The organism is Parapedobacter luteus (genome assembly GCF_900168055.1).
GTDB classification, from domain to species: domain Bacteria; phylum Bacteroidota; class Bacteroidia; order Sphingobacteriales; family Sphingobacteriaceae; genus Parapedobacter; species Parapedobacter luteus.
This window is the reverse complement of the sequence record NZ_FUYS01000001.1, coordinates 742478-768373: the sequence shown is the minus strand read 5'-3', so window position 1 is coordinate 768373 and position 25896 is coordinate 742478. Positions and strand designations below refer to the sequence as shown.

The window sequence follows — 25896 nt, the reverse complement described above, 5'->3', positions numbered from 1 at the left end:
GTTGATTTAATCTTCCGTCCGCTCTTCATCCGCAACCGCATCTTCCCAGTTACTCCATTTCGGGGTAGCGGGATTATAGCCATCATATCCATAATTCTGGCTAAGCTGCCCCTTTATGTTGGCCGTAATTGCCGAATTCGGTATAGGCCAATGCATATTCTTTTTGTCCATCGTATAGTTGGGGCTGCTATTGCCGGGAGCATTAATCTCGATAGGCCCTTTGTTATACATGCTGTAGTGGACGATACGCTGGTACCAGTAACTTCCGCCTACAGGATCTGTTCCACTCTGCTTGTCATAGTTGTCCAAGCTATAGGTGTTACCCCATTCGTCGGGTTTACCGCTGCGAGCCAGACAAAGTGAAACCCGCTTTAATTCTACATTGCGCCATTCTTCCCAATACAATTCACGTGCGCGCTCATTCATGATATCCCCTATCGTAACCGGGCCTGTGTATAATTGGGTGCATTTTGCACGTTGTCTTACGGCATTCAAATCGTCTTTGATCGTTCCATCATTTGGGTCCATATAGTATTTGGCTTCCGCACGAAGCAGGTACGCTTCTGCTAAGCGGTAAAGGTACCAGTCTGCATTACCACCGTTTGTGGCACCACGATGCCCGTCAGACCCGATAATATTCGCTTCAGCGACCGGGTCATCCAAGTAGAATTTATAATGGGGTACATCAAACCAACGACGAATGGTATCGCTGCACAGGAGGACACCATTATCAGGGTTGAAAAGCGTGAGGGGATTACCAAATTCTGTCGAAGCCTTATTGTTCACCCGGTAGTCTTCCATGCGTATCCAATTGCCCGCCTCGGAACTATGGCGCAAGTCCGTCTCGTCCATTACGCCATTCACACGCCACAGTCCCGTCATCTGAAAGCGGGTGGGACGAAACGTCGCAATGCCGCGTCCGAAGGCCCGCATGTAGTCGTATTCGGGGTCGTAGTCTGCTGTATTGCGGCGGATATTAAGCAACGCCTGCCGACCATCCTTGGCTTGGAGCCTATTGTCAAATACAAAGGGATACAATATCCGCATGGTCAGCATTTTCACAAAGGACTCGGCTTCCGCACCCCGGTTCGGCATTCCCATAATCAGTTCTCTGTTGTCTGAGCGAAGTTTATTCTCCGCGCGGTGCATATCCCAGATCACGTTGCGCGTAATGGTCCAGGTTCGCGGTTCGCCGCCGTCGTTAAAGGTGCCGAATTCATCACCTTGGATGAGGGCGTAGCCGGACTGGTCAATGAGGATGTCGGTTTGCGCTTTGGCTTTCGCATATTCGCCAATGGCCAGGTAGCATTTTGCAAGCAGCATCCGGCAAGCGCCTTTATTGACCATACCAACTATACCAATCTCACTTTGATCGGGCACCCACTCGACGGCGAGCTCCATGTCCCTGGTAATCATTTGCAGGATCGCCTCCCGCTCGGTGCTGCGGTAATTCTGCTTAGGTACTTCCAGCAATTTGGTAACTAATGGGACATCACCGTATTGAAACACAAGGGCCATGTAGCGAAAGGCGCGGTGAAAGTATGCACGCCCCTTAAACATGTTTTTCGTGGCTTCGTCCAATTCCTCCACGTCGTCGACATAATGGATAATGGTATTCGCGTACATAATACCTTTGTAGGTTTCGTCCCAAAAATACCATAGACTATTGGTCCGGTCCAGGTTATGTTGAGTGCTACCATCATCGCTTGTCGGTGTAAGCATATTGGCTATATCAGCAAGCATATTGCGCTTGTCGGTCGCGGCGGCGACCATCAGTTCGGAAAAGATGTACTCCGTACCGAGCGCCAGCATTTCGTTATGGTCTGTCATCCAATACAATTTTAGGTGGCGGTCGCAAATGGCTAAAGCCGACTCCAACCCCGATCGGGTATTAAATGTCGTGTTGGGTTCGTAAAACGATAGCGGATCCGGGTTCAGAAAATCCCGCGAACAGCTGCTGGCCAGTAAGGTCCCCCCAAAAAGCAGGGCTAATGATATGCGATGTAGTTGTTGTGTTATCTTCTTCATCTCTGTCGTTGTTAATCGCTTAAAAGGTTACGTTCAAACCAAAGGTAAATGTACGGGAGGCCCAACCACCGGTTTCAGGGTCTCCGTAAATCCATTCCTGCGCCCAGGTCGCCGTGTTCCGAACGGCACCAAATACTTTGACCCGGTTTAGGTTATACATGGAAGTCCATTGTTGTGGAAGCGTATATCCGGCGGATATGTTGTCCAGGCGGATAAAGGAACGGTTATACAATTTTTGTGCGGCAGCGGCACCTACAGGTCCAGAAGCTTCAATACGGCCGAATTTGTTGGTCGGATTATCAGGGGTCCAATATTCTTTCTCGGGCAGATTGGCTAAAGCATATTGCATACGTCCACCATCGTCGTCGTTGTTCAGGTAATTGCCGGACAAACTTTTATGGCCCATATAGGAATAAATCTGGAAAGAAAAGGTCAGTTCTTTCCAAAGAACAAACTCATTACGCAAAGACCAGTGGTAGGGTGCAACAGTTTCGCCCAGGAACTCCTTATCCAGGTCATTATAGACATGCGTGATCGAGCCATCTGCGTTGACCACGTCGTCTGCGGTATAATTATTGGCGACTTTCGGATCACCCGGTCGCTGCCCATATTTTGCGGCTTCTTCAACCTCATGCGTCTGCCAAATGCCGGTAACTCGATAGTCCCAAATGGTATTAATGGATTGACCAATGAACCAGCCGTTTGTGATATCGTCCCGTTCCCTACGGCCAATCACATGACCGTCTGCATCTACCACATCTTCATAGTCGTAATAGAGGTGTTTGATCCGGTTCTTGTTATACGAAAAGCCAAGAGTAGTTGACCATTGGAAATTTTCGCGCGCGATATTGCGGGTATTGAGTGCAAGCTCAACACCGCTGTTATTCACCTGCCCCAGGTTCGTGGTTATTGAACTGAATCCTGAAAAAGTAGGTAACCGTTGTCCCATAATCATGTCGCGGGTCTGCATATGATAATATTCGAGCGTACCGGATATGCGATCGTTCAGAAAGCCAAAATCCAGCCCAAAATTCCATGCTGCCGTTTTTTCCCATTGGAGATTGGGGTTGGCCAACCGATCCATCATCAAGTAGCGATATAGTTGCAGCTGGCCGGAAGCGTCGATATAGCCCTGCATTCTTCCGGCTCCACGATAAAGATTGGCCAGCGCCAAATACGGAGAGCTTAACGATCTATTCCCGTTTCTGCCATAGGAGACCCGTAATTTACCCGTGCTCATAATGGGCTTCCATTTTTGAAAGAACGCTTCATTGCTGAAGGTCCACGCCCCTGCCAATGACGGGAAGATCCCATAAGGGTCGGTCGAACCGAAGGCTGAATAACCATCGCGACGGATGGTCGCCGTCAGCATATAGCGGTCGTCATAGCTGTAGAACAGCCGTGCCATCAGTGCGTCAGCCGTCTCGTGCGTATCGTTACTGGAATAGTTACTTTCCTCTTTATTGCCAAAACCTACGCCATGAAAACCCAAAGCGTCGGAAGGCAGGATATTCCGTGCTTCGATGCGCTCCTGCCAATAACGGAGCTGTTCGGCTTCCTGCACCAGCGTGACGTTGAAACGGTGTTTCTCTGCAAATGTGTGTTCCCAGCTAAGGGTATTGTTCAACGACCAATCAAAACGTTTGGCTTGTTCCCGGTTAGCGCCCCGTGTCTTCGGGTCGGATCCAGGTAAATCTGCCGACATAAAATAGCGGTCGTAGAAAAATTGATAGCGGGGCGATGCATTAAAGGAATAAACGATATTAAACGGCAGCTTGACTTTCGCTTGCACGATCGTATTGAACACGGTGTACCCTTTGTCCAATTCCAAAAATTGCCGTTGGAAATCATAGTTGTACCCACGCTGGCTAAATTCCGCACTCAATGGAAACTGCAGCGGATTGCCCAGTTCGTCGGCATAGTCCGCGTACGGACTATTACGCATCGTCTGATCCATATCGATGTCAACATTACCATCAGAACGGTCCTGGAAGTTAACGTTAGCCCCGATTTCGAACCAATCGGTTACGTTGGAATTCACCTTCATATTGGCACGAATCGCCCGGTAATTATCGCTCACCACAGCACCTTCGTTTCTTAAATAGCCCATAGAGAAATAATAATTTGTGCGCTCACTTGCTCCGCTGACACTGGCATTGTAGTCCTGATCCAATCCCGTGCGAAAGGTGCGGTCGGTCCAATCGACAACTTTGCCGTCGAGAAAATTTTGTAACGCGTTGCCCTGGAAGCCCAAACGCCTTGCCCAGATGCTTAAGTCAGATTCTCCTGGATCATTGGTGCTGTAAGCGCGCCAGCTATCCAGCGAAATAGCGGATGGCAATTGGTCTGGGCGCATAAAGAAGCCCGGTTGATCGGCAAAAACACCTGTTTGATACGCTTCATATGTTCCGGTTTCCGGATTGACGCCATAGGTGTTTTTTGTTAGCCAGTCTTGGCGGTGTTGCATATAGGCGTCCGGGTCCCATCTTTTGCGGAAATTACTCGGCCCGGTAGCGCCTAAATTGGCCGTGAAATTGACAACGGGCTTACCGGGCTTACCCCGTTTGGTCGAAATAATGATGACCCCGTTGGCCGCTTTGGACCCATAGACGGCTGCGGCGGAGGCATCTTTCAACACATCGATCTGCTCGATGTCGTCGGGATTGATCTCCGATAGCTCGCCATAGAAAAACATACCATCGAGCACGAGTAGCGGACTATTGTGATTACCGTCGGTATACACGGAGCGCTGACCGCGTATCTGTAACGATCCGCCCCCTTTTGCCGATGGACTAAAACCGACGTTCAGACCCGGCGTGCCCCGCAGGATGTCTTGGACGGTACGTGGATTTTCGTTGGCAATCCTGTCCGGACGGACCTGGATGATCGAACCGGTAAGATCTTTTCGTTGCATCGTCCCGTAGCCCACAACCACCACTTCGTCCAAATCACTCATGGCGGGCTGCAACGACACGGAGATGGTGGTTTGACCCGCGATAGCAACTTCAGCCGACTGATAACCCAAAATATCAAAAACAAGCGCTGTCGCTTCATCAGGGATTGCGATCCGATAGTCGCCCGCAGCGTCGGACGAGACGGCAAGCGGTGTACCTCTCACCGTAACGGTCACACCTTCCAATGGATTGCCATGCTCGTCTGACACCTTTCCGGAAACGACGCGTTGCTGGAGCAAGCCCGTTCGGGTCATGGCGCGTGAACGCTTGTTCGTAATGGTAATAATACCTTCGTCTAATGACCACGTCAGGCCATGTTTATCCAATATAAGGTGCATCGCATCAGCCAAATCGACTTGTTTTAGCTGAGCGGTGATACGTACATCTGCAATCTGGTCGCCCCGAAATAAAAAGGAATACCCATGTTGCCGCTGGATCTCCCGCAAGACTTCGCGCAACGTGGTATTCTGGGCTTTCAGGGTAACCTTTTGTGCCTTACTTTCGGCAACAGCGTGCCATGTAAAGGCGACCGTTAAGAGAATCGCTAATTTCATAACAAGCAATAATCGGTATCTAAATGGCCAACGAGAGCCGTTTACACATGGTGTAAAAATCATATATTTGCGATGTTTGGATGGTTAACAATTGGTTTCCGGCAGTCCTTAGAATAACAAGCCGGCTATCAAATCCAAACAAATCCACGGATGATGCTATCAACATCATCCGTTTTTTGTATGGATGGAATCTGATGGATAAGTAGTCTTTATGTTTTCATTTACAGCCCTCCTTTCATCGTTATATAATTGGTATCATCGTTCTCCCAAAACAATCAATCGTGCCCGTCCATCCGTTTGAGCCATCTCAAACTTCAACCCGCTTTTTTCCAGTGCGCGTAAAACGGCACTCAAGGGTTTATTTCGCTCGACATAAGCGAACATGTTGTCTTCCGACAATTTGCCCTTATAGCTAATTTCGAGATCGTACCAGCGGGCCAATTGAGCGATGGCTTCACGCATTGGCAGGCGGTCGAAATAAAAAAAACCATCTTTCCAAGCTGTATATTTGTCTGCCATTACTTGCTTCACATCCGTATATGCCCCATGTGTGATAGCTTGTTGACCAGGCTCCATGGCGATAGGTGGCCGGTTACCGATGGTCGATGTCACCTGCACACGTCCTTTTACCAACGTCGTTTTGGTCTCCGATTCATCGGGGTATGCTGAGATATTAAACTGGGTACCCAGGACCTCCACGGTTTGACCTTGTGTGATGACTTTAAAGGGTTCCCCCCCGCTGTCGCTTTTCACTGACCTAACATCAAAATAAGCTTCGCCTTCGAGTTCTACGATCCGTTCTTTGCCGTCAAAACGCGAGGGGTATTTCAGTGTGGAAGCGGCATTGAGCCACACACGCGAGCCATCGGGCAGGGTGATGGAATAGGTCCCTCCGTTGGGGGTGGCAAGCTCCAATTGCACAGCGTCCGACCGACCGTTGGTCCTATCAGCCAGGGCAGTTACGGTATTACCATCTTCGTAAGTAATATCACCGTCAACCACCACAATCCCCCCTTGTTCTTCGCTCAAGCTAATGGTGCGCCCACCCGAAAGTTTGAGTGTTGCGCGGTTCCCTCCGGGTTGTATATCGGCGGCAAGGTGTGTCGTGTCGGTTGTTTTAGAAGGGACGTCCGTCCGGTAGTTAATGTAAATACCGACTGCCAGCACCAAAATAACCGCTGCGGCGTAAGGGATCCATCTTTGCAAACGGTGTGTTGCTCGTCGCTTCAGTGACTTTTCTTCAGCTGCACGTATACCGTCGGCAATACGGCGTTCCATGCGGCTGATTGAGGCCGCCTGATCAGTACCGTACACCGCATCGAACGCCTGCAACGCTGCCTTCAGCCCCTCCTCGCTGACCACTTCCTCCAACAAACGGCGGAATGCCGGATCGCGGTTGCCCCAGGCCAGCAACTCGGCCTGTTCCTGCGCATTCAGCTCCCGGCTGATGTGCCCGCGAAGCAAGTAAACAATACGGTTCGTGATTTCCATTGGTGTTACGTGGCTCACATTTATCGATAAAAACAAATGTGAACGCAAAACCTTACATGGAAAGTGTTTTTTTTAACTAAGGGCTATTTCGTAAAAGTTCGTGCAATAGGAACAAGCAAAGCCACAGCTCTTTGTCTTTGAAAATCCGTCGAAGGGTATCCACTGCTCTGGAACGATTGGCAAAGACAGCTGTAGGGGTCATATGAAGGCGTTCGCAGATTTCGTCCGTTGTCAGCTCTTCAATATACGTCAGCCGGAAGACCTCTCGTTGCTTCTCCGGCAACTTGACCATCTCAGCATAAATCTGCTGCATCAGCTCTGCCCGCACGATACGCACATATGTTTCAGGTTCCGTACTTTCCAGCAAGTGGATCGCCTCCGGATCCATGTCGCGGCGCACGTGGGCGGACTGTACATAGTTCAGACAGGCGTTTTTGGTGGCGATATATAGAAACGCTTTGATTTTATCGGTGCCATCAAAAGCATCTCGCCGCTGCCAAAGCTTCACAAAGCTATCAGAAACGATTTCCTCGGCGATCTGTTGCTCATGGACCATCGACCGGGCAAAGTACAATAACGCACGGTGGTAATTCTTAAACAAGACCGCGAGTTGCGAACTATCGATATAAAGGTTAGCGGCCATTTGGTGCGAATTTTAACATATTTATCCAAAGCTGGCCTTTATTTGGCGGCCGTGGCTTGTCCATCGTGTTTGATCAATGGAGATCACATCACTCAGCGAGCAAACACGCGTATTTTTCAAAAATAGCGGTACATTTTTCAAATATTGTAAAAAATACCGTAATATTGAATCGTTTTAGCTAACTTATTAAAACCATTGCACTTTCGATCCCCCGATACGGATTTCGAACAATACGGCTGACCAAGCACTAGCGGACGGGCCTCACTTAACCATTTTTCCTGGCAACGCACATCAACGTGAGTGCGCTGGCCGGGGAAGATGGGTTTCTGCCGGATAGGAGATTACCCAATTTGTATTTGAGTTCAACAGGCCCCGTCTTACCCTCAAATACTTCTTTACCCAAATGGTGGTTATGCGGGTAGATATTTACATTGAAATCAAGGGGTTCCAGTACACTTTCAAACAGGTAAGGCGTCACACCATGGCCGGGTTTGTGGTGAGTCTCGCAAGCAAGCGCCCATTTCTGCTGCTCGGAAGATTTATGGAAGCTGTGTCCGATGAGCCGGTAATATACCAGCCTGGTCAGCCACAATACTTTCGCTGCACCTTTGTAATTCCACGCCGAGCGTTGCGGATCGTGGTCCGTCACCAGCAACCCGCCCGGTTTTACCAGCCTTGCTGCCTCTTTCAGCACAGCATCCATGTTTTCGCAATGGTGCAAGGTAGCATTTAATACCACGATATCCGCGACAGCTGATTTAAATGGAAGGTTGTTTGCATCGGCCAGCACCGTTGTATAGCCCAGGTTTCGCGCCAAGTCAAGTGACCCCGAAGCTACATCCACGCCTATCAATATTTTGGGTTTCTCTTGCAACGTTGCATTGATGTTTCCCGGGCCACAACCAACATCAATGACCACTTTATTTGTCCAACTTCCAGTGGCTTCCCGCCATCTGCTTTTAAAGGCATCACTTCGGTGACAGTAGGTTAAATATTCTTCTGCCCACTCTGGATGGTTGAAGTAATATTCATTGGCTTTTAACGAGTATGACATCCTCGAGATGGGAAAGACATAATGTTTCCCGTCATCTTTAAACGTTGCCTGGGCTTTTAAATAAGGGGTAATGTCCGATCTCATACAACTTAGATTTTAATTTATGACCTAAATACAAACAATATTACCGGTTAAAAATTGATTTTAAGACGGGATTGTCAAACTGTTCCCATTCTATGCAACCCTGGCGATTTGTTACACACTTTTACACGGAAATACGGTATAGAACGGTGATTATTATCACGTTGATAACCGTAAATCGCCTTAATATTCCACCCCCGGATCTATCCCCTGCTTGCGCTTATCGTTATTTTATTTACCTTTGCATTAGGTTTAGGTTGATAGCCCCTAACCCCATTGGGGCGGATTCCCGTTATCTGCAAGGTAACGGGTTTCTTTTTTTAAGAAAGTCGAGATGCTACGTTTTTCCGGACATTCTTTACGGCTTTCCAGACGGGCCCCCATGAAATCACCGGGCACCTCCATGTAGGCCACAGCGATTATCTGCTCCCATTTAATGGGAGGTTGGCAACATGACATGTTTGCCCGATTTGGTAGTAGCTAAAGCTTTCTTTATTTTTACGGCCCCGATTTGGGAGATGGCACCAATAATAAACAGCCGGAAAGAGTTTTCACACTGATGGATGGAGCAGATGATAAGAGGCTAGCCAGCGATTTGGCCAATGGCGAAAGAGGGGCGTTTGATCAATTGTATCATCGCCATTGGGAAGCCCTTTTTCGCTACGTCGCCAATGTGCTGAAAGACGAAGATGACACGGCCGATGTACTTCAGGACACATTTTTCAAAGTATGGGAACAACGTGAACGGCTGCGGCATGTCGAATCCGTCAAGGCTTACCTGTTTACCATGGCACGGCACGGCGCCCTTAGATTTATCGCCTTACAGCAAAACCGACAGCGATTTATTGATAGCTTAGGCGAATTCCTGCAAGATGGACAGTGCGGCTCTGCAGAAGATTCGCTCGCCCTCGCCGAACTTCAGTTATCCATTGACAAACAAATTGCGCGAATGCCCCCGCGCATGCGGGAAGTATTCCTGCTAAGCCGGACGGAAAACCTCACCAACCGCGAAATAGCCGCACAATTGAATATTTCGGAAAATACTGTAAAAAAACAGATTAATTACGCCCTTAAATTGATCCGATTGACTATCAAGGTTTTGCCGCTCATCGCAATGCGGTTTCTCACGTGACTTGAATAGTCTCTTTCTTTTTTTTATTTTTTTTATACTACCAAATGCCCTTTGCTTAATCTTAGTTATATACCAGTTAATAAATCGGTCCTGTGGACAAGCGGAAAAAGGAAATTGAAGAACTGCTTCACCGTTTTGCAAACGGAGCAACATCCCCTGAGGAGGATGAGTTTCTTAGTGCGTGGTTTGAAGCGGAAAGCCAACGGGGAAGTTGGACATGGCAAAATGCGCAGCACCGGGATAAGATGCAAAAGTATCTGTATCAACGATGGGCTGCACGCGTAGACCGTGCGCACCCTCTCCTGCCCTTGCGACACCGATGGCGGATTGCGTTGGCTGCGGCATCCGTACTTTGTGCATTAGGTATTGCGTTGGCCTTGTACCTGTCGTCCAACACGGATGATACCCTTCGTATCAACGAGGAACTTGCTGATGTCGCCGTACCTGCCGGGACCGACGCCGCGATATTGGTACTGGCCGACGGTCGTACGGTACGGCTGGACGAACTGCAGGGCGATGCGCTGCTTGCCGATGGTAATGTAAAAATCAAATACCTCCAGGATGGTACTGTAGCCTATGACGCAGGCGAAAGAACGGGCTCGCAGCAAAAAGCAAGCAAGGAAATGAATACGCTCCACACGCCGAAGGGCGGGAATTTTCGCCTGACCTTGCCCGATGGGACATCCGTATGGATGAATGCGGGCTCATCGCTTTCTTATCCGCTGTGGTTCGGCAGTGCTGAACGCCGGGTAACGCTCCTCGGCGAGGCTTACTTCGACGTTGCGCATGATGCCAAGCGGCCATTCCACGTGGTTTCAGGTGCTTTTGATGTACAGGTACTTGGCACGACATTCAACATCATGGCATATCGCGATGAGCCGGGAATGGCCATAACGCTGGAAACCGGCCGTGTGGCCGTCTCCCACGGAAATCAAGCACTGACCCTGGAGCCGGGAGAACAGGCATATGCCGACGCCACGACAGCTGCGATACAAAAACGCAAGGTAGATCTGGAAGATGCATTGGCATGGAAAAACGGCTATTTTTCGTTCGAAAACCAAGATATAACAGCCATCATGAACCACATCGCCCGCTGGTATAACTGCGATGTCGATTTCCAGCACGGATTGTCCGCACGCAAATACAGCGGTCGTATCGCGCGTTCGCGCCCGCTGCAGGACGTCCTGGCTTCGTTGGAAGCGCTGGGCGAAGTGCGGTTCGAGACAAAAGGAAGGAGGATATCGGTCATGAAATAACACTGATTATTAACCTATGTATGATGACCCTGTTTAAAGAGGCCAGAAGTGTTCCCGCACTCCTGGCCGCCAGTAATTACTGGATTGAGCAGGCCCATGAAAATGAATGTTGGATCATTTAAAAGACCTATATGCAAATATATAAAAATTATGCTGCTCCATCGAGCGGTGTACCCTTACTTTACAGATTAAAACCGATTATAATCATGAAGCTGTCAACGCTTTTCGTGTTGCTATCCCTCTGCCACGTGCAAGCTAACGTGCTGGCACAAAAGGCTTCCATTAACATGGAAAATGCAACAATCAAGCAAGTGCTTTTTGAACTGAACAAACAGACCAAGCTGGATTTCGTATACCTGGCCGACGAACTGAATGACCAGCGAAAGGTAACGATACGGCAAACCAATACCTCGGTCATGGACATCCTGGCGACCTGCTTTGAGGGACAGGACGTCACGTTCCGTGTGGATAAATCCATGGTGATTATTCAAAAGAAAAAACAGCACGAACGGATTCAGGCACGACAGCTTTCCATCAAGGGAAAAGTCACAGACAACACAGGGATACCGCTTTCAGGGGCTTCCGTAACCTTAAAGGGATCACCAAATGTGAGCACCGCCACCGACAATGATGGCAACTTTGCGCTGACGGTTCCCGAGGGGGCCATATTGGTGATCACCTACGTGGGGTTTCTTTCGAAGGAGCAGCCCGTAGCGAACCAAACAACGCTGACCATCGTTTTGGAAGAAGACGCCTCGGAGTTGGATGAAGTAGTCGTCGTGGGTTACGGCACCGTATCGCGGAAAGACCTTACCGGATCGGTCGCTTCCGTGGGTTCCGCAGAAATCCAGGATTTGGGTGTCTCGCGTCTCGACCAAGCGTTGCTCGGCAAAGTACCGGGCGTGCAGGTCATGCCAGTATCTGGTGCGCCGGGTGCGCCGCCACAAATCCGCGTACGGGGGATAGGGAGCATCTCCGCAGGATCGCAGCCGCTCTACGTCGTTGACGGATTTCCTACGGACAATATCCAAACACTCAACCCGAATGACATCGAAAGTATGGATATTCTGAAGGACGCCTCCGCAACAGCAATCTATGGATCCCGTGGCGCCAACGGCGTAATCATCGTAAATACCAAGCGGGGCAAGGAAGGCCGTTCGGTAATCGGCTTCGACGCACTATATGGTATACAGCAGGTGTCGAAACTGCCCCAGTTTATGAATGTGCAACAGCAAGCTCAATATTATTTTGACGGCGTAAGAAATCGCAATCTGGACAATAATGCCGACGTATCCGGCGATCCCGGCACATGGAATTTTCCGGTACCTCAAACAGTGTTGGACGTGCTCAACGGTACCAACACGACAGATGTGGACGCTATGGATTACATCCTCCGCACGGCACCTCAACGCCAATTCCAGCTTTCAGCAAACGGCGGGAATAACCAGATGCGTTATGCCATTAGCGGCGAATATCTCGATCAGGAAGGGATCGTCATCAATAGCGACTTTAAGCGTTACTCATTCCGCAGTAACCTGGATGCCAAGCTCAACGAACGCCTTCAAGTGCAGCTCAACCTGAACGGTGCTTTTACCGACGAAAACCGGGTGACAGAAAGCGGATGGGGAGGTGGTGCCAATCAAAGCATCATTGCGCAGGCGACCTCTGCTCAATACTATTACCCGGTATTGAATGAAGACGGTTCCTATTTTATCTACCGCGATTTGGACGCCTCCACCAACTTGTTTAACCCCCTGGCACTGGCCAATGAGTTGATGAACAAAGCGCAAATGGGGAGATTCCTTGGCAATGTAAACGCGACGTACTCCTTCACCGACCACCTGAATATCAAGGTGATGGCCGGAGCGACATACAGCAACCTAAAAAACACCACGTTTGTCCCCCAACTGCCGGTATTCCTCAACAGCCCGCCGAACGGCCAGGATAATACCGCGCAGTCGCTCAATTGGATCACTGAGACTACCGTCAATTACAACCGAACCTTCGGCGACCACCAACTGACGGGCCTCGTCGGATTTTCCAGCCAGAAAGAGCGGATACAGGACAACTTTCTGGAAAGCAATAATTTTCCGAATAACCTCGTCCCCTATTTGAGCGCAGTGAGCGGCATCCTGACAGATGGCGGTGCAGGCATCAACGATTGGTCATTGGTGTCCTACCTCGCCCGGGTAAACTACAACTACCTCGGCAAGTACCTGCTCACAGCCTCCGTGCGTACGGATGGATCCTCGCGCTTTGGTGCCAACAGCAAGTATGGCGTTTTCCCATCGGCAGCCGTGGCCTGGCGGATATCTGAGGAAGGATTTCTTCAAGATGTGAATGCCATCAACGACTGGAAACTGCGTGTTAGCTTTGGCCAAACTGGCAATAATAACATCGGCAACTACGAGCACTACGCCAACGTGCTGTATCATCGCTATAATTTTGGCGGCGCAGCTGTGGGTGGCTACGCACCCGCAAGATTGGCAAACCCAAACCTGACCTGGGAAAAACAACGGTCCATAAATGTAGGCATGGATGCCTCCTTGTTCAACAGCCGCATCAGCATCACCGCGGACTACTTCAATTCGCGGAATACGGATTTGCTGCTCAATGTAAATGTACCGGCGATCACTGGTTTCAACACATCCTTAATGAATATCGGAGAAGTAAAAAACTCCGGGGTGGAAGTGGTGGTCAGCACACGGAATATTGAACAAGCATTCACGTGGTCTACCAATGTCAACTTCTCGACCTACCGCAATGAGGTACTGCGGCTTGGTCCCACAGGAGACCCCATCATTTCGGCACGCCACATCACGCAGGTGGGGCAGCCAATAGGCATGTTCTACGGATTGCTTACCGATGGCGTATTCCGCAACCAAGCGGAGCTTGACGCTGGCCCGATTTATAATCCAGGGGCACCGGATCGTTCGCGTGTGGGCGACCAGCGTTTTGTAGACGTCAGCGGCCCCAACGGTGTGCCCGATGGCGTGATAAACAGCTATGATTATACGATCATTGGCTCGCCCTATCCAGACTTTTTTTATGGCATGACCAATAACTTTGGCTACAAGGATTTTTCCTTGAGTGTCAATCTGCAGGGGGTATACGGCAATCAGATAACCAGCACAGCAAATGATATCCGGCTCACCACCCGTTCACGCAGCAAAACCTTGGACACACAGCTCGACTACTGGAAATCCGAACAAAACCCCGGCGACGGACAAACCCCGCGCCCCAATGATGCGCCGACCGGCGGTGTACGTACCGTCAGCACACGGTACCTCGATTCGGGTAGCTACCTGCGGATCAATAACATTACGCTGGGCTACCAACTGCCCGCCGCCGTTGTTGAAAAATGGCGCATGGGATCGCTGCGCATTTACTTCAGCGCAAACAATCCTTTCATCTTCACAAAAAACACATCGTTCAACCCCGACGTGAGTACGGGAGCCGATGCATTGACGCCGGGTATCGATTACAACAATTATCCGCTGCCCAAAAGTTTCATCCTTGGATTGAATGCTCGTTTTTAAGACCCAAAATCGAAAGAATATGACTATCAACATAAAAAATATCAGCAGACTGGTGTGCAGATTGACTTGTGCGGTGGCGTTAATCGGCGCCTCGGCCTGTTCAAACGATTTTATCGATATCCGGCCCGAATCAAGCACCACAACCGATCTGCTTTACCAGACAGACGGTGATTTCCGCGATGCCATCACGGCCGTATATACGGCGCTGCAAACACAATACGACGACTTTTGGATATTTGCCGATGTACCGGGCGAGGACGTCACCCAGGAGGTGGTCAAGAATGATCCCTGGTACTTTGCGGATGTATTTGCCATGCAAGACAACACGCCCGTGCTGGCCACCACATGGAGCAATTATTATGTGGCCATTACGCGGGCCAATCTGGTACTTCACCATATCCAAAATATAGATGCACAATCCCTGCCGCAGCGAGACCGCCACATCGGGGAGTCGCGGTTCTTGAGGGCACTGGCCTATTTCGATCTGGTGCGCATTTTCGGGGCGGTACCCAAGGTTACGACACCGCTGACCACGGAGGAAGCCTACAACCTACCCCGGGAAGCTGCCGAAAACGTATACCGCGATGTTATTATCCCCGATTTATTGGATGCCGCTGAACGGCTGCCGACTGCTTACGGCGGTGCCGACGTCGGGCGCGCTACAAGTGGGGCAGCCAAAGCGCTGCTGGGCCGTGTGTACCTGACCATCCACGACTTTGCGAAGGCAGAACAAATACTCGGGGAGGTGACCACCTTAGGCTACGCACTTCTCCCAAATTATGATGATCTGTTTGATTATACAAAAGACGAACACCACAGCGAATATATCTTTGATATCGAATATGAAGAGGGCATGGGCAATCAGGGCAGCGTATTCACCCACCGGTTCATGCCCAACTCGTCCGCAATGGCCGACCATTATGGCATAAGAGGCGGTGAGCTGGCCGAGACGTTCTCCCCTACCCCGGCACTACGGGCGCTCTTTGAGCCGGAAGACAAGCGCCGAAACGTCACAGTGGGCACCACCGGCGGATTTACCAATAGCCAAGGCGACTTTGTACGCCTGCCTGCTGCCACCTCCCAAAATTACACCTTGAAGTATGTGACCTCGGTGAATTTGGTGGGCGACAGCCGGGCAAACTGGAAAGTAATCCGTTACGCGGATGTCTTGCTGATGTATGCCGAGGCGTTAAACGAGAACGGAAAAACACCGGAAGCGATTGAACAGCTCAACTTGGTACGCCATCGTGCGGGCGTACAGCCGGTCGCTACCGACAATCGGGATGAGGCCCGCGAACTGATTTACCGCGAGCGGCGATTAGAGCTGTCTTTCGAAGGCCATCGATGGTTTGACCTCGTGCGCACCGGTAGGGCTTTCGAGACCTTGCAACCTTTGGGCATGCAAAGCTTCATGACGCTGTTTCCCGTGCCCCTGAGCCAAGTACAGATTATCAATAATCCCGCTATATTCCCGCAAAACCCAGGATATAATTAATAAAAGCTTATGTTCCTGATACGAAAATGGACGTGTATAGCGGTTTGGTGCTTGGCGGCTATCCCAAGTGCCTACGCCAAGGATAGTGTGGCAGTATACTTCGATAATGGCAGCAAACCGCTGACATTGTTGACAAACCGGGTAAAAAACCATGCTGCTCAGCGAGGTGCAGTAGTTTCTGTCGGAAGCCTTGACGGGCTTCCGCCGACAGGCGGAATCGTGGTGCTACAACAGGATAAGCCGCAAAGCGGTTTATCGCGTAGGCTGCAGAAAGTAAACAGGGATACCCTGGAGCCGGAAGGATATGCCCTGAAATGGCATAAGCCATCGGAGCGCTTGTATGTTATTGGCGCCGACTCCATCGGTGCTCAATATGGTCTACGTGAGGTGCTGGACCATTGGCTGGCGCATGGTACGATACGGTCAATGAAGGAGAAAACAGCTAACCCGCTTCTCGAATACCGGATCCTGAAGTTCAACCTCCCCTGGTCGCCTTATCGGAAAAATGAAGCAACAGATGTGCACCTTGGCGTGTGCCGCGACCTCGCGTTTTGGGAACGTTTCCTGGATATGATGGTAGACAACCGCTTCAATGTGCTGTCGCTATGGAATAACCATCCGTTCCCATTCATGGTACGATCGGCGTCTTTTCCCAAAGCGACGCCATTCAGCGATGACGAGCTGGCGGATTGGAAACAGTTTTGGACTGCCTTATTCCGGATGGCAAAAGACCGCGGTATACAGACGTTTGTTGTCAATTGGAATATCGTGGTGTCTCCGGAATTTGCCGAGGCGTATGGCGCTTCCGAATACAATGATCGATCGCCTATGGTGGCGGCTTATACCCGCGAGAGCGTGCGTCAGCTTATTGATGAATATCCCGATCTGACGGGTATCGGTGTAACGCTGGCCGACTGGATGGGCAACTTCCCCGATGCGATGTCTCCCCAGGAGCGCGAGGATTGGATAGCGAGCACGTTCGTACAAGGCATGAAAGAAGCGTCCCGGCCGGTCAAGTTCCTCCACCGTTCGGTCCTCGCCGGCGACCCAATGGCCATGCGCAATCTGCTGGACAATGCCGGGCTGGAAGAACCCGCATTGGTAGAAATCAAATTCAACTGGTCACACGGCCACTCCACACCACAGCTCGCCATTACGCACGACTTTCACTCGGGAGAATTGGACAGCCGCTTCTGGGAGCCGGAGCCGGAAAGTTATCGCATTCAATGGATGGTGCGCAATGAGGACTTTTTTATTCTCCGCTGGGGCCAGGCCGATTTTATACGAACGCATATCCTACAAAACAAGCTGGATGTCGTAAACGGCTATTTCATCGGCTCCGAAGGATACATCCCGGCGCTGGACTATGCATCCCTGCCTGGGCCAGATCGCACCTGGCACTACGCTTTCGAAAAACAATGGCTGTTCTATACACTATGGGGACGATTGCTGTATGACCCGCATACGCCGGATACTGTATTCGAGGACCAGCTGGCCGTTCGCTATGGAAGACCCCTGGCAGCAGAACTGTTCAGCCTTTATCAATTGGCCAGCCAACTGCCCCTGCGGTTGGCCAGCTTCTACCGGTCTACCTGGGATTATACGTTGTATAGCGAAGGTTTTATCGCCGCCGAACCTGCTAACCCCAAAGCGCCGTTCGACCGGAGTTCACCGTTTATTTCCATTGCCGAGCTGCTATCTCACGATGTGCTGGACTCCAATTTGATGGCCATCAAGATGTACGTGACAAAGACCCTACAGGGAGGGCTGGATACGGCAAAGACTACTCCCACCGAGCTGGCCAGACAATCAGAAACGGATAGCCGCGCGGCGTTGGCACTCATCGCCGGCATCCGGCAGCGTATACCGCATCATCGCGGCGCGTTGGTTTCCGAGTTGGATGACATGGCCACTTGGGCCTACCTGGGTCTGTATTTTGCAGATAAAATCCGCGCTGGCGTAGCACTCGAATTTCTACAACAGACCGGTGAGGAAGCCAAGCGTACGGAAGCAATACAATTACTGCAACGCTGCGTCGAACATTGGGATGGGGTAATCTTCCATACCAAAGGCCGATACCTTCCTGTGCCGCATGTAGCCACCGAATATTACGGCGACGAATTCAAGACATTTTCTTGGGAGCAACTGCGACCACAGGTGATACGCGATATACAGATAGCAACCAATTTTAAGCAAAACAATGACTGATACAACGAAAAGATCACACGGCCTCCCGGCTCGTCCCGCCGCGGCGGGGTGGCTGGCAAAGGCTGTTTTATGGTTGGCATTATGCCTGCCTTTCTGCACATTGGCGGAGACACCGGGCTGGTGGAGACGGAATAACCTGCGGGTGGTACAGACCAATCTGCCCGACTTTATAGCCGCAGAGATAGATCCTGACGACTTCGTGGCCGACCTTCAAGACATGGCGGCAAATACGCTGATCATCAATGTCGGCGGAATCATGGCGTTTTACCCCACCAAACTGGAGTACCATTACCGCAATCGCCATGCAGCCGATAACCTCATTGGCGACATCGTTAAGAAATGCCATGAACGGGCTATCAAAGTCATCGTACGCGTGGATTTCAGCCGCCTGCATAAGCAGGTGTTTGACAAGCATCCCGATTGGTGTTACCGCTCAGCCGATGGCGAGCGTATGGTAAACGACGATATTTATGTGGTATCCATCAATGCGCCGTATGTCCAAGAAAAGGCTTTTGAAATCATCGAGGAAATTATGGACATGTACCCTATCGATGGTATTTTTCTAAACATGCCAGGGTACCAGACGTCAAACGCCTACACGGGTGAGTACTTCGGGATTGACCACAATCCCTTTGAACGGGAGCGATTTGCTCAGTTCAGCGGCGGCTTGGACCTGCCGAAAAAAGAAGACCGGCAGGATCCGGTATTCCTGCGCTACTTGGAATATAAACAAGCGGTACTCGACCGGTGGGCGGAGCGGCTCCATCAAGTGGTGAAAGGCAAAAACCCCCAGATAGCCATCTGTACTTATACAGACAAATTTGTTGATATCATCCGCCATGAATCACAGCGCAATGCTTCTATCCCCTATTGGCCGTACACCGCCTCGGATAATGTGGCCAATACGCTGGGAACTTATCCCGGCCACATTGTCAGCAATGCGTCGATCCAACAAATCTCATTCCGCTCACGCTTTAATGCCGTAGAGCCTGAAGAGGTGCGCATCCGGCTCTACGAAAATATTGCCAACGGTTCGGGATTGGACGTAAGCATGATGGGCCAAATTGCCGGGAACGCCGATGCTCGTAATTTTGATGTGATGCGGGAGGTCTACCGATTTCATCGGGACCACGAACGGTATTATGGGCGCTATACCTCCGAGGCGAAAGTCGCGGTGTTATCGCCCAGCCTTTGGGTGCATGGCGATATGGCCGAGGAATACCGGGGGCTGCAGTTGATGCTTAAAGAAGCTCACATTCCTTTCGACATTATCGGCCATTACACGTTGCATCGCCAGCCCGATCGGCTGAAGCAGTACAAAGCGATTGTGGTACCCAGCATTGCCGGGTTCAACCCTGCAGATCTGGCCGTCTTGGCTTCAGCGGCGCGCAGCGGCACCAGCCTGATAGCCACGAATAGGGCGTTTATCAATCACCCCGACTTTCTCGAGCAATTTTTTGGGGCCGTACCAGTTGAGGGCGAATACGATGGCACCGGCAATTACTTATGGGTGGATACACAGGACGGTTTTGCCGGACTGCCCAAGCAAACCATGCTTTCCTGGCAGTACAACCTGGGGCGCTATAAATTTCCCACGGCAAAAACATTATTCCCCATTTTGTCGAAAGGGCGCCCAGGCCCTCCCGAAAACGTAGGTGGGCATGAAGATACAGGCTATGCAGCGGCAGCAATGAAGGCTACCGGAAAAAGTACACATGTCTTGCTGCCCGGTCATATTGGAAAACTCTATTTCCAAACAGGCTACGAGCAGTATAAGCTGCTGTGGCTGGCTTTGCTGGAAAAGGCCTATCCACAAGCTGGAGAAGTCATCAAAACCAATGCCCCTGCCAAAGTCGAACTGATATGGAAGGCTTTCCATTGGAACGACGAAGCCGTAAACGAACAGCGCCAGCCCGACGGACATATCTTGCATGTGATCAACCTGAGTGGTTATAATGGCAACACGTATTTTGCCCCGTATCCAATCCATAACACGGAGCTTGATGTGCTGCTCGAACAAAAACCGGCCAAGGTATACACGTTAAAGGGCAATACCGAACTACCCTTCTCATGGAAAAACCACCGGTTGACCTTTTCGTTGCCTCGACTGGAAGATTATGAAGCGGTCGTTGTAGTCCCGGAAGTTGGCCAATGAAAACCAGCAATCGATAATGCTCACCGCGATTGGGCATGGACCCGTTATCAGGTAAGATAACGGGCTTTTTTTTCTAACGGTCAATCGTACATGCGTACTTGCTAAAACCGATTATGTTGCCGACATTAGTTCCCCATTAAAAGCGCTTGATTGGGAGATGTCCGAACAAAACGTACTGTACTTAACCAATTGGAAATTATTTATTAAAGGCGATGATCGGGCGCTGCGTGTCATGTTTGATGCACTGGTAGAAGAGTTGTACACGTTCGGTCTTCACTTATGCACGGACGAAGAATTGGTTAAGGATGCCATACAGGACCTTTTTCTTGACCTCACGCGATATCGGGCTAACCTGAATCCAGAAGTGCATGTACAGGCCTATCTGTTTAGCTCACTGCGCCGCAAACTGGCGCTCGCGATAAAGCGTGACTTGGGTAATACCCAGTTGCGCGAGCAGTCAGCTGTACACATGTTTGATTTTGAGTGGGACCCGGAAACGAATTTTATCCAGCGCGAGGAGGAACACGTGCTATACGCCAAGCTCCGGAAGGAACTCGCCAACTTGTCGGCTCATCAACGGGAAGCCCTCTATCTGCGGTTTCGTGCAGGCCTCAGCTATCAAGAGGCCGCAATGGTGCTGGATATTTCCGTCGCTTCATGCCGTACGCTTATTTACCGGACGGTTAAGCAGTTGCGGGAGAAGCTGGAGGTCACGAAAGAATCGATTTCTTCTATTCTATGGCTACTCACCGGTCCAAGCAAATAAAAAAATCTTTTTTTGTCTATACACATGCGTTTGGGCGCTCTTTATTTATAGAGGCCAGTTATAACGTATGGAAAAAAAAGCCGAAGATTATTTGGACGACGAATTTAATGTCGAAGGGCATAAATACCACCCCACTGATAAGCAACAATGGATTGCAAAAGCAATCGTCTCCTTAGTACGGTCGGTAAAAGGCAAACCGCTATCTGCCCCCGAGAAGGACGAATTGTGGCGCAATGTGACCACGCGATGGGAAAGCGAACGTCCGAATGCCGGCAGCGTGTTAGGCAGACGATACCGGCTATGGGGATCGGCCGCGGCCGTGATTATCGTTGCGGCAGGGTTACTCCTATTCCGCTATTACGAGGATCATTCCGACGAACGACTATTGAACCATGCCCGCCGGCTTCACGGGGCTGGCGCGGCCACGGATGGCGCTCCGCTGCTTACCTTTGACCAAGATGCCACAATTTCGCTGGCCAATGCGTCATCAATCCGCATTGTTGGCGACACGGTGGAAACGACGGACGAAAATGGCTTGACCATCCGTAATACAATCCAAACGCGCGGAGACTATGCGTCGATGACCGTGCCCTACGGCCAGCGTACGACGATTGAGCTTCCAGATGGAACGCGCGTCACGCTCAATGCAGGATCGGTATTGAGCTTTCCGCATCGGTTTCCGGAAAATAAACGAGAAGTATCGCTCATCGGCGAGGGGTTTTTCGAAGTGGCCCACCAACCGGATAGACCGTTTTATGTGTATTCGGAAAACATGCAAGTGAAGGTACTGGGCACTTCATTTAACGTCAGTGCTTATTCAGACGATGAGGAGGCCGGTGCTTACCTCGTAGAAGGGAAAATTGAGCTCACCCCAATGGGGGCAGTGCGATTCAAACCCCGCATCCTCGAAAAAGGGACGGTAGCCACCTTTAATAAACGCCAAGGCCAGTTGGACGTCAATCTCAATAGCCTGGAGAACCATGCTGCCTGGACCCAAAAGCGGCTTGTCATTCGCAGCGCAACGCTAGCGAGCATCCTGCGGAAACTGGAACGTTTTTACAATGTGGAGATTACATTGGCTCAACATCGGGCATTAGGAGCAGATCGGTTTTCGGGCGTATTGGACCTACAACGGCCCTTGCAAGCTATATTACGTGATATATTGAACGTCGAGGCCAGTGAAATTAAACAAAAAGGAAGGAGGATTACGATCAAATAAGCATACGACCAGTTATAAACGAGAACGGGTAGGTGTTCCAGCACCCACCCGCTAAGATCACTTAACGCAATCATTTAATTAAATAACCTATATGCAATGATACGAAAAAATCCTTGCCATTGGAGGCTCATGGGTCTTCATGGCGGAAAGTTTAAAACAATATGGACCATGACCAAAACAGTCGCCATGCTATTTTTTGCAGGACTCGTTGCTGCGCATGCCAATACCTATTCGCAAACCGTCACCGTCACCATCGAACGGGGTACGCTGAACCAGTTATTCGCTGAGCTCCAACAACAAACAGACTATGTTTTTTTCTATAACGATGGATTGGTCAAAGGCAAAACCATCAGTGTGTCCGCGACTAATACCGACATGCGCCAGTTGCTCAAATCGGTACTTGGCGAACAACAACTGGATTTCACGATTTCGGGCCATCAGGTGACTGTGAAGGCCAAGGGTGTCAACCAGCAACGCGCAGTCGAAGGAATCGTCCGCGACAACAAAGGTGTACCGCTGGCCGGCGTGAGCGTATTGGTAAAGGGAACCAATATTGGAGCCCAAACAGACGAAGACGGCCGGTATCGCATTCAAGCGACGGGTGCCGTTACGCTGATCTATAGCCTTATTGGCTTTGCAGACACAGAAATTAGCATTGGAGAACGGTCTAAGGTGGACGTAGTACTCCAAGAGGCAAGCCAACAGATAGAAGAGGTGGTCGTAACGGGCTATAGCACCATCGAGCGCCGCCATGTGGCCTCTTCAGTTGCCGAACTGAACATGGACAGGGCAACAAATAGGCCGATATTTAAACTTCAGGAGGCTTTCAGCGGTACATTGCCAGGCGTGACGATGATGCAGGGCACAAACCTACCTGGTAGTGTACCGGGGCCCATCGCTATCCGAGGTACCAGCACGCTGCAAAACGCAGATCCATTGGTGATTGTAGACGGAATGGAGCAAAACCTTACCGATCTGGATCCCAACCAGATCAAAAGCATCAGCGTACTCAAGGACGCTGCTTCGGCATCGTTATACGGGTCGCGAGGAGCAAATGGGGTAATCATCATTGAAACGAAACGAGGTTCCACCGGCCAGTTCAGGGTAGATCTCCACTCCTGGACAGCAATAAACAGTGCTATCGATTTACCAAATTGGGTAAACGCGGCCGATTATATGCGGCTAAACAATGAAGCGCGCACCATACAGGGGCAAACGCCGCTGTTCTCTACGGAAGACATTGCCCGGGCCGACCAAGGCCAATATACGCAGACCGATTGGCTGGGCGAAGTCATGGAACGGCGGGCGGGCTCACATAATACCACCGCAAGCGTGTCTGGCGGCGGCGGCGTGGGCACATTCAACCTTATGCTGGGTTATATCAATGAACATGGTCTTAACGACTATGAAGGCTCTGAAAAATTCAGTGCCCGGTTCAACACTAACGTCAATGTTGCAGATAAATTTGTTTTATTGGCTGATTTTTATGCCCATCGTCTTCAAGTGAATCGCTTGATGGCCAATAGCGATGGTAACGGCCTCTATGCAAATGCTTGGCGGATGAATCCTACACAACCGATATTCTATGATTCCGAACTTCCAGATCACTATATTCTGCATAATAACCTCAATCCGCTGGCTTCCATAAAGTATGGCGGCGAACGCAACAACATGTATGACGTGAGCACCATCAACCTCCGTCCACGGTATTTTATCAACCCCGGCCTATCGTTGGAAGGAAACGTTTCATACAAAATTGAAAAATCATCGGCCAAATGGAAACGGAGCACATTCATGTTTCGCGATGGTGACGGAAAGCCCGCTGACATCTGGACCAATGACGTCGGCGCCGAACAAGGGGTAAGCGTAAGCCAGCTGACCGCCCGAGCCAACCTGAACTATGAGCAGGAACTGCGTCAGCAAAAAGACAAGCTCTACCTGATTGCCGGCTCGGAAATCATGACCTACAACTATACGGACTACCGTGAAGTGAGCAAGGCTTCTTTCTTCGGTAAGGCCAATTATGCTTTTGACAACCGGTATTTGTTGGAAATCACCGCCCGTGCCGATGGCAGCAGCAAGTTTGCTCCGGGGCATAGGTGGGGTTTTTTCCCATCGGCGGCCGTAGCGTGGAACGTTCAGAACGAATCTTTTTTTAGCAGCTTGCGGGAATCGGGTGCGATTACAAATTTAAAATTGCGCTTTTCATATGGATTGATAGGTAATGAAAATGTGGATCCTTACCTCTGGCAGGAGGATGTAGACGACTGGGGCTGGGCGCAGCGTGTACCGAATCCTGAATTTAGCTGGGAGAAACAACGGCAATGGAATGTCGGGTTGGACGTTGCGACCCTGAACGATCGGCTGAGCCTGACGGCAGAAATCTATCACAAATTTTCCTACGACTTGATTTATGGTCGGTTCCCGGTACCGCCGCTTACCGGATCCAACGGTCTGGAGTCTGCCGTCAACATCGGTGAGGTGGAAAACAAGGGTTGGGAATTGAGTGCACGCTGGTCGGACCAACTCGGTGACTTTGGCTATGCGGTAAGCGGGATGCTGTTTGACAACCGGAATCAGGTACTCAAAGCCGGATACGGTGCCAGCGATACGTTGATTTTTAAAGACAACGAAAATAGAATCTGGTATCGTGGGATCGCTCTGGACAACTATTATGGTTATCAAAGCAATGGCTATTTCCAGACGCAGGAGGAAGTGAATAGTACGACGGCCAAATTACCCAACACGCTCCCTGGCGACATTCGTTATATTGACCAAAACGGCGACGGCGTGATCAACGAAATGGACCGAGTGAATCTGGGCGACCCGTTTCCCCACATGAACTACGCATTTACGGTTGATCTGCGCTTCAGACGGTGGGACTTCAGCTTACTGGCACAGGGAGTAGGTAAACGGACCGGTTGGGTGTCGGGCATGGAAGGTTACCCCGTACTGATGGATGGCTCAAACAATAGCTTGGGAACGCCACGGCAGGAGTACATGGACAACCGATGGACACCAGACAATCCCAATAGCCGCTTTCCCCGGGTGTGGACCGGTGCCAGCGCAAATGCCGTGCTCAGCGACGTGTGGCTTAGCAACGCCGCGTTCTTGCGCATCAAGACACTCCAGCTTGGCTATACCATCCCACGAGTCACCAAGGGGATAGAAAATGTGCGCATCTATGTCAATGCGCAGGATGCGTTTACTTTCACGAGGTGGGAAGGATTGGATCCGGAGCGCGACGGGGGTAACGGAGCCTATCCCAGAATGGCTATTTACAGCATTGGCATACGGGCAGGCATTTTATAGAACGAAATG

The 25896-nt window shown here is 50.5% G+C and carries 15 protein-coding genes; 9 read left to right on the top strand and 6 right to left on the bottom strand.

Annotation, left to right across the window (positions count from 1 at the left end):
- Positions 1-6: 6 nt before the first annotated feature.
- From B5X72_RS03065 to B5X72_RS03040, 6 genes are all read right to left on the bottom strand, one after another.
- Complete coding sequence (locus B5X72_RS03065; RefSeq protein ID WP_079715339.1) at positions 7-2028, bottom strand: RagB/SusD family nutrient uptake outer membrane protein; 2022 nt, start codon at positions 2026-2028, stop codon at positions 7-9.
- A gap of 19 nt (positions 2029-2047) precedes the next feature.
- A complete protein-coding gene (locus tag B5X72_RS03060; RefSeq protein ID WP_217698082.1) occupies positions 2048-5536 on the bottom strand; it encodes a SusC/RagA family TonB-linked outer membrane protein in 3489 nt (1162 codons plus the stop codon).
- A gap of 255 nt (positions 5537-5791) precedes the next feature.
- Positions 5792-7027, bottom strand: coding sequence for a FecR family protein (locus B5X72_RS03055; RefSeq protein WP_079715338.1), 1236 nt, complete (start codon positions 7025-7027; stop codon positions 5792-5794).
- A 76-nt stretch (positions 7028-7103) separates the two neighbouring features.
- Positions 7104-7670 (bottom strand): RNA polymerase sigma factor, encoded by a 567-nt coding sequence (locus B5X72_RS03050; RefSeq protein WP_079715337.1) that lies wholly within the window; start codon positions 7668-7670, stop codon positions 7104-7106.
- Positions 7671-7935: 265 nt separating this feature from the next.
- Positions 7936-8808: a class I SAM-dependent methyltransferase gene (locus tag B5X72_RS03045; RefSeq protein ID WP_079715336.1), complete on the bottom strand. Its 873-nt coding sequence runs from the start codon at positions 8806-8808 to the stop codon at positions 7936-7938.
- A 264-nt stretch (positions 8809-9072) separates the two neighbouring features.
- Entirely contained in the window at positions 9073-9264 is a 192-nt protein-coding gene (locus B5X72_RS03040) for a hypothetical protein (protein ID WP_079715335.1), read from the bottom strand.
- A gap of 100 nt (positions 9265-9364) precedes the next feature.
- Between B5X72_RS03040 and B5X72_RS03035 the strand changes: the two genes are divergently transcribed.
- The 9 genes from B5X72_RS03035 to B5X72_RS02995 all read left to right on the top strand — a co-directional run bounded on the left by B5X72_RS03035 (position 9365) and on the right by B5X72_RS02995 (position 25887).
- Positions 9365-9937: an RNA polymerase sigma-70 factor gene (locus B5X72_RS03035; RefSeq protein WP_217698081.1), complete on the top strand. Its 573-nt coding sequence runs from the start codon at positions 9365-9367 to the stop codon at positions 9935-9937.
- A 92-nt stretch (positions 9938-10029) separates the two neighbouring features.
- On the top strand, positions 10030-11193 hold the full coding sequence (locus B5X72_RS03030; RefSeq protein ID WP_079715333.1) for a FecR family protein: 1164 nt from the start codon (positions 10030-10032) through the stop codon (positions 11191-11193).
- A 206-nt stretch (positions 11194-11399) separates the two neighbouring features.
- Positions 11400-14732, top strand: coding sequence for a TonB-dependent receptor (locus tag B5X72_RS03025; RefSeq protein WP_200120832.1), 3333 nt, complete (start codon positions 11400-11402; stop codon positions 14730-14732).
- A gap of 19 nt (positions 14733-14751) precedes the next feature.
- Positions 14752-16227 carry a RagB/SusD family nutrient uptake outer membrane protein gene (locus B5X72_RS03020; RefSeq protein WP_079715331.1) on the top strand — a complete coding sequence of 492 codons (1476 nt, stop codon included), beginning with the start codon at positions 14752-14754 and terminating at the stop codon, positions 16225-16227.
- A 9-nt stretch (positions 16228-16236) separates the two neighbouring features.
- The gene (locus tag B5X72_RS03015) at positions 16237-18435 is read left to right on the top strand and encodes a hypothetical protein (RefSeq protein WP_139378497.1); all 2199 of its coding nucleotides are present in this window, start codon (positions 16237-16239) and stop codon (positions 18433-18435) included.
- Positions 18428-20590 (top strand): alpha-amylase family protein, encoded by a 2163-nt coding sequence (locus B5X72_RS03010; RefSeq protein ID WP_079715329.1) that lies wholly within the window; start codon positions 18428-18430, stop codon positions 20588-20590. The genes B5X72_RS03015 and B5X72_RS03010 overlap by 8 nt, the downstream gene beginning before the upstream one ends.
- Before the next feature lie 157 nt (positions 20591-20747).
- Positions 20748-21356 carry an RNA polymerase sigma factor gene (locus B5X72_RS03005; protein WP_079715328.1) on the top strand — a complete coding sequence of 203 codons (609 nt, stop codon included), beginning with the start codon at positions 20748-20750 and terminating at the stop codon, positions 21354-21356.
- 67 nt (positions 21357-21423) lie between these two features.
- Entirely contained in the window at positions 21424-22575 is a 1152-nt protein-coding gene (locus tag B5X72_RS03000; protein WP_079715327.1) for a FecR family protein, read from the top strand.
- Between the two features lie 168 nt (positions 22576-22743).
- The gene (locus B5X72_RS02995; RefSeq protein ID WP_245826786.1) at positions 22744-25887 is read left to right on the top strand and encodes a SusC/RagA family TonB-linked outer membrane protein; all 3144 of its coding nucleotides are present in this window, start codon (positions 22744-22746) and stop codon (positions 25885-25887) included.
- The last annotated feature ends 9 nt before the right edge of the window (positions 25888-25896 follow it).

Bases quoted from the DNA above. Each gene is read 5' to 3' on its own strand.
- B5X72_RS03035 (WP_217698081.1), top strand. From the start codon at position 9,365: ATGGATGGAGCAGATGATAAGAGGCTAGCCAGCGATTTGGCCAATGGC.
- B5X72_RS03000 (WP_079715327.1), top strand. From the start codon at position 21,424: ATGGAAAAAAAAGCCGAAGATTATTTGGACGACGAATTTAATGTCGAA.
- B5X72_RS03040 (WP_079715335.1), bottom strand. From the start codon at position 9,264: ATGTCATGTTGCCAACCTCCCATTAAATGGGAGCAGATAATCGCTGTG.
- B5X72_RS02995 (WP_245826786.1), top strand. From the start codon at position 22,744: ATGACCAAAACAGTCGCCATGCTATTTTTTGCAGGACTCGTTGCTGCG.
- B5X72_RS03005 (WP_079715328.1), top strand. From the start codon at position 20,748: ATGTCCGAACAAAACGTACTGTACTTAACCAATTGGAAATTATTTATT.
- B5X72_RS03015 (WP_139378497.1), top strand. From the start codon at position 16,237: ATGTTCCTGATACGAAAATGGACGTGTATAGCGGTTTGGTGCTTGGCG.
- B5X72_RS03060 (WP_217698082.1), bottom strand. From the start codon at position 5,536: ATGAAATTAGCGATTCTCTTAACGGTCGCCTTTACATGGCACGCTGTT.
- B5X72_RS03010 (WP_079715329.1), top strand. From the start codon at position 18,428: ATGACTGATACAACGAAAAGATCACACGGCCTCCCGGCTCGTCCCGCC.
- B5X72_RS03055 (WP_079715338.1), bottom strand. From the start codon at position 7,027: ATGGAAATCACGAACCGTATTGTTTACTTGCTTCGCGGGCACATCAGC.
- B5X72_RS03020 (WP_079715331.1), top strand. From the start codon at position 14,752: ATGACTATCAACATAAAAAATATCAGCAGACTGGTGTGCAGATTGACT.
- B5X72_RS03025 (WP_200120832.1), top strand. From the start codon at position 11,400: ATGAAGCTGTCAACGCTTTTCGTGTTGCTATCCCTCTGCCACGTGCAA.
- B5X72_RS03050 (WP_079715337.1), bottom strand. From the start codon at position 7,670: ATGGCCGCTAACCTTTATATCGATAGTTCGCAACTCGCGGTCTTGTTT.
- B5X72_RS03045 (WP_079715336.1), bottom strand. From the start codon at position 8,808: ATGAGATCGGACATTACCCCTTATTTAAAAGCCCAGGCAACGTTTAAA.
- B5X72_RS03065 (WP_079715339.1), bottom strand. From the start codon at position 2,028: ATGAAGAAGATAACACAACAACTACATCGCATATCATTAGCCCTGCTT.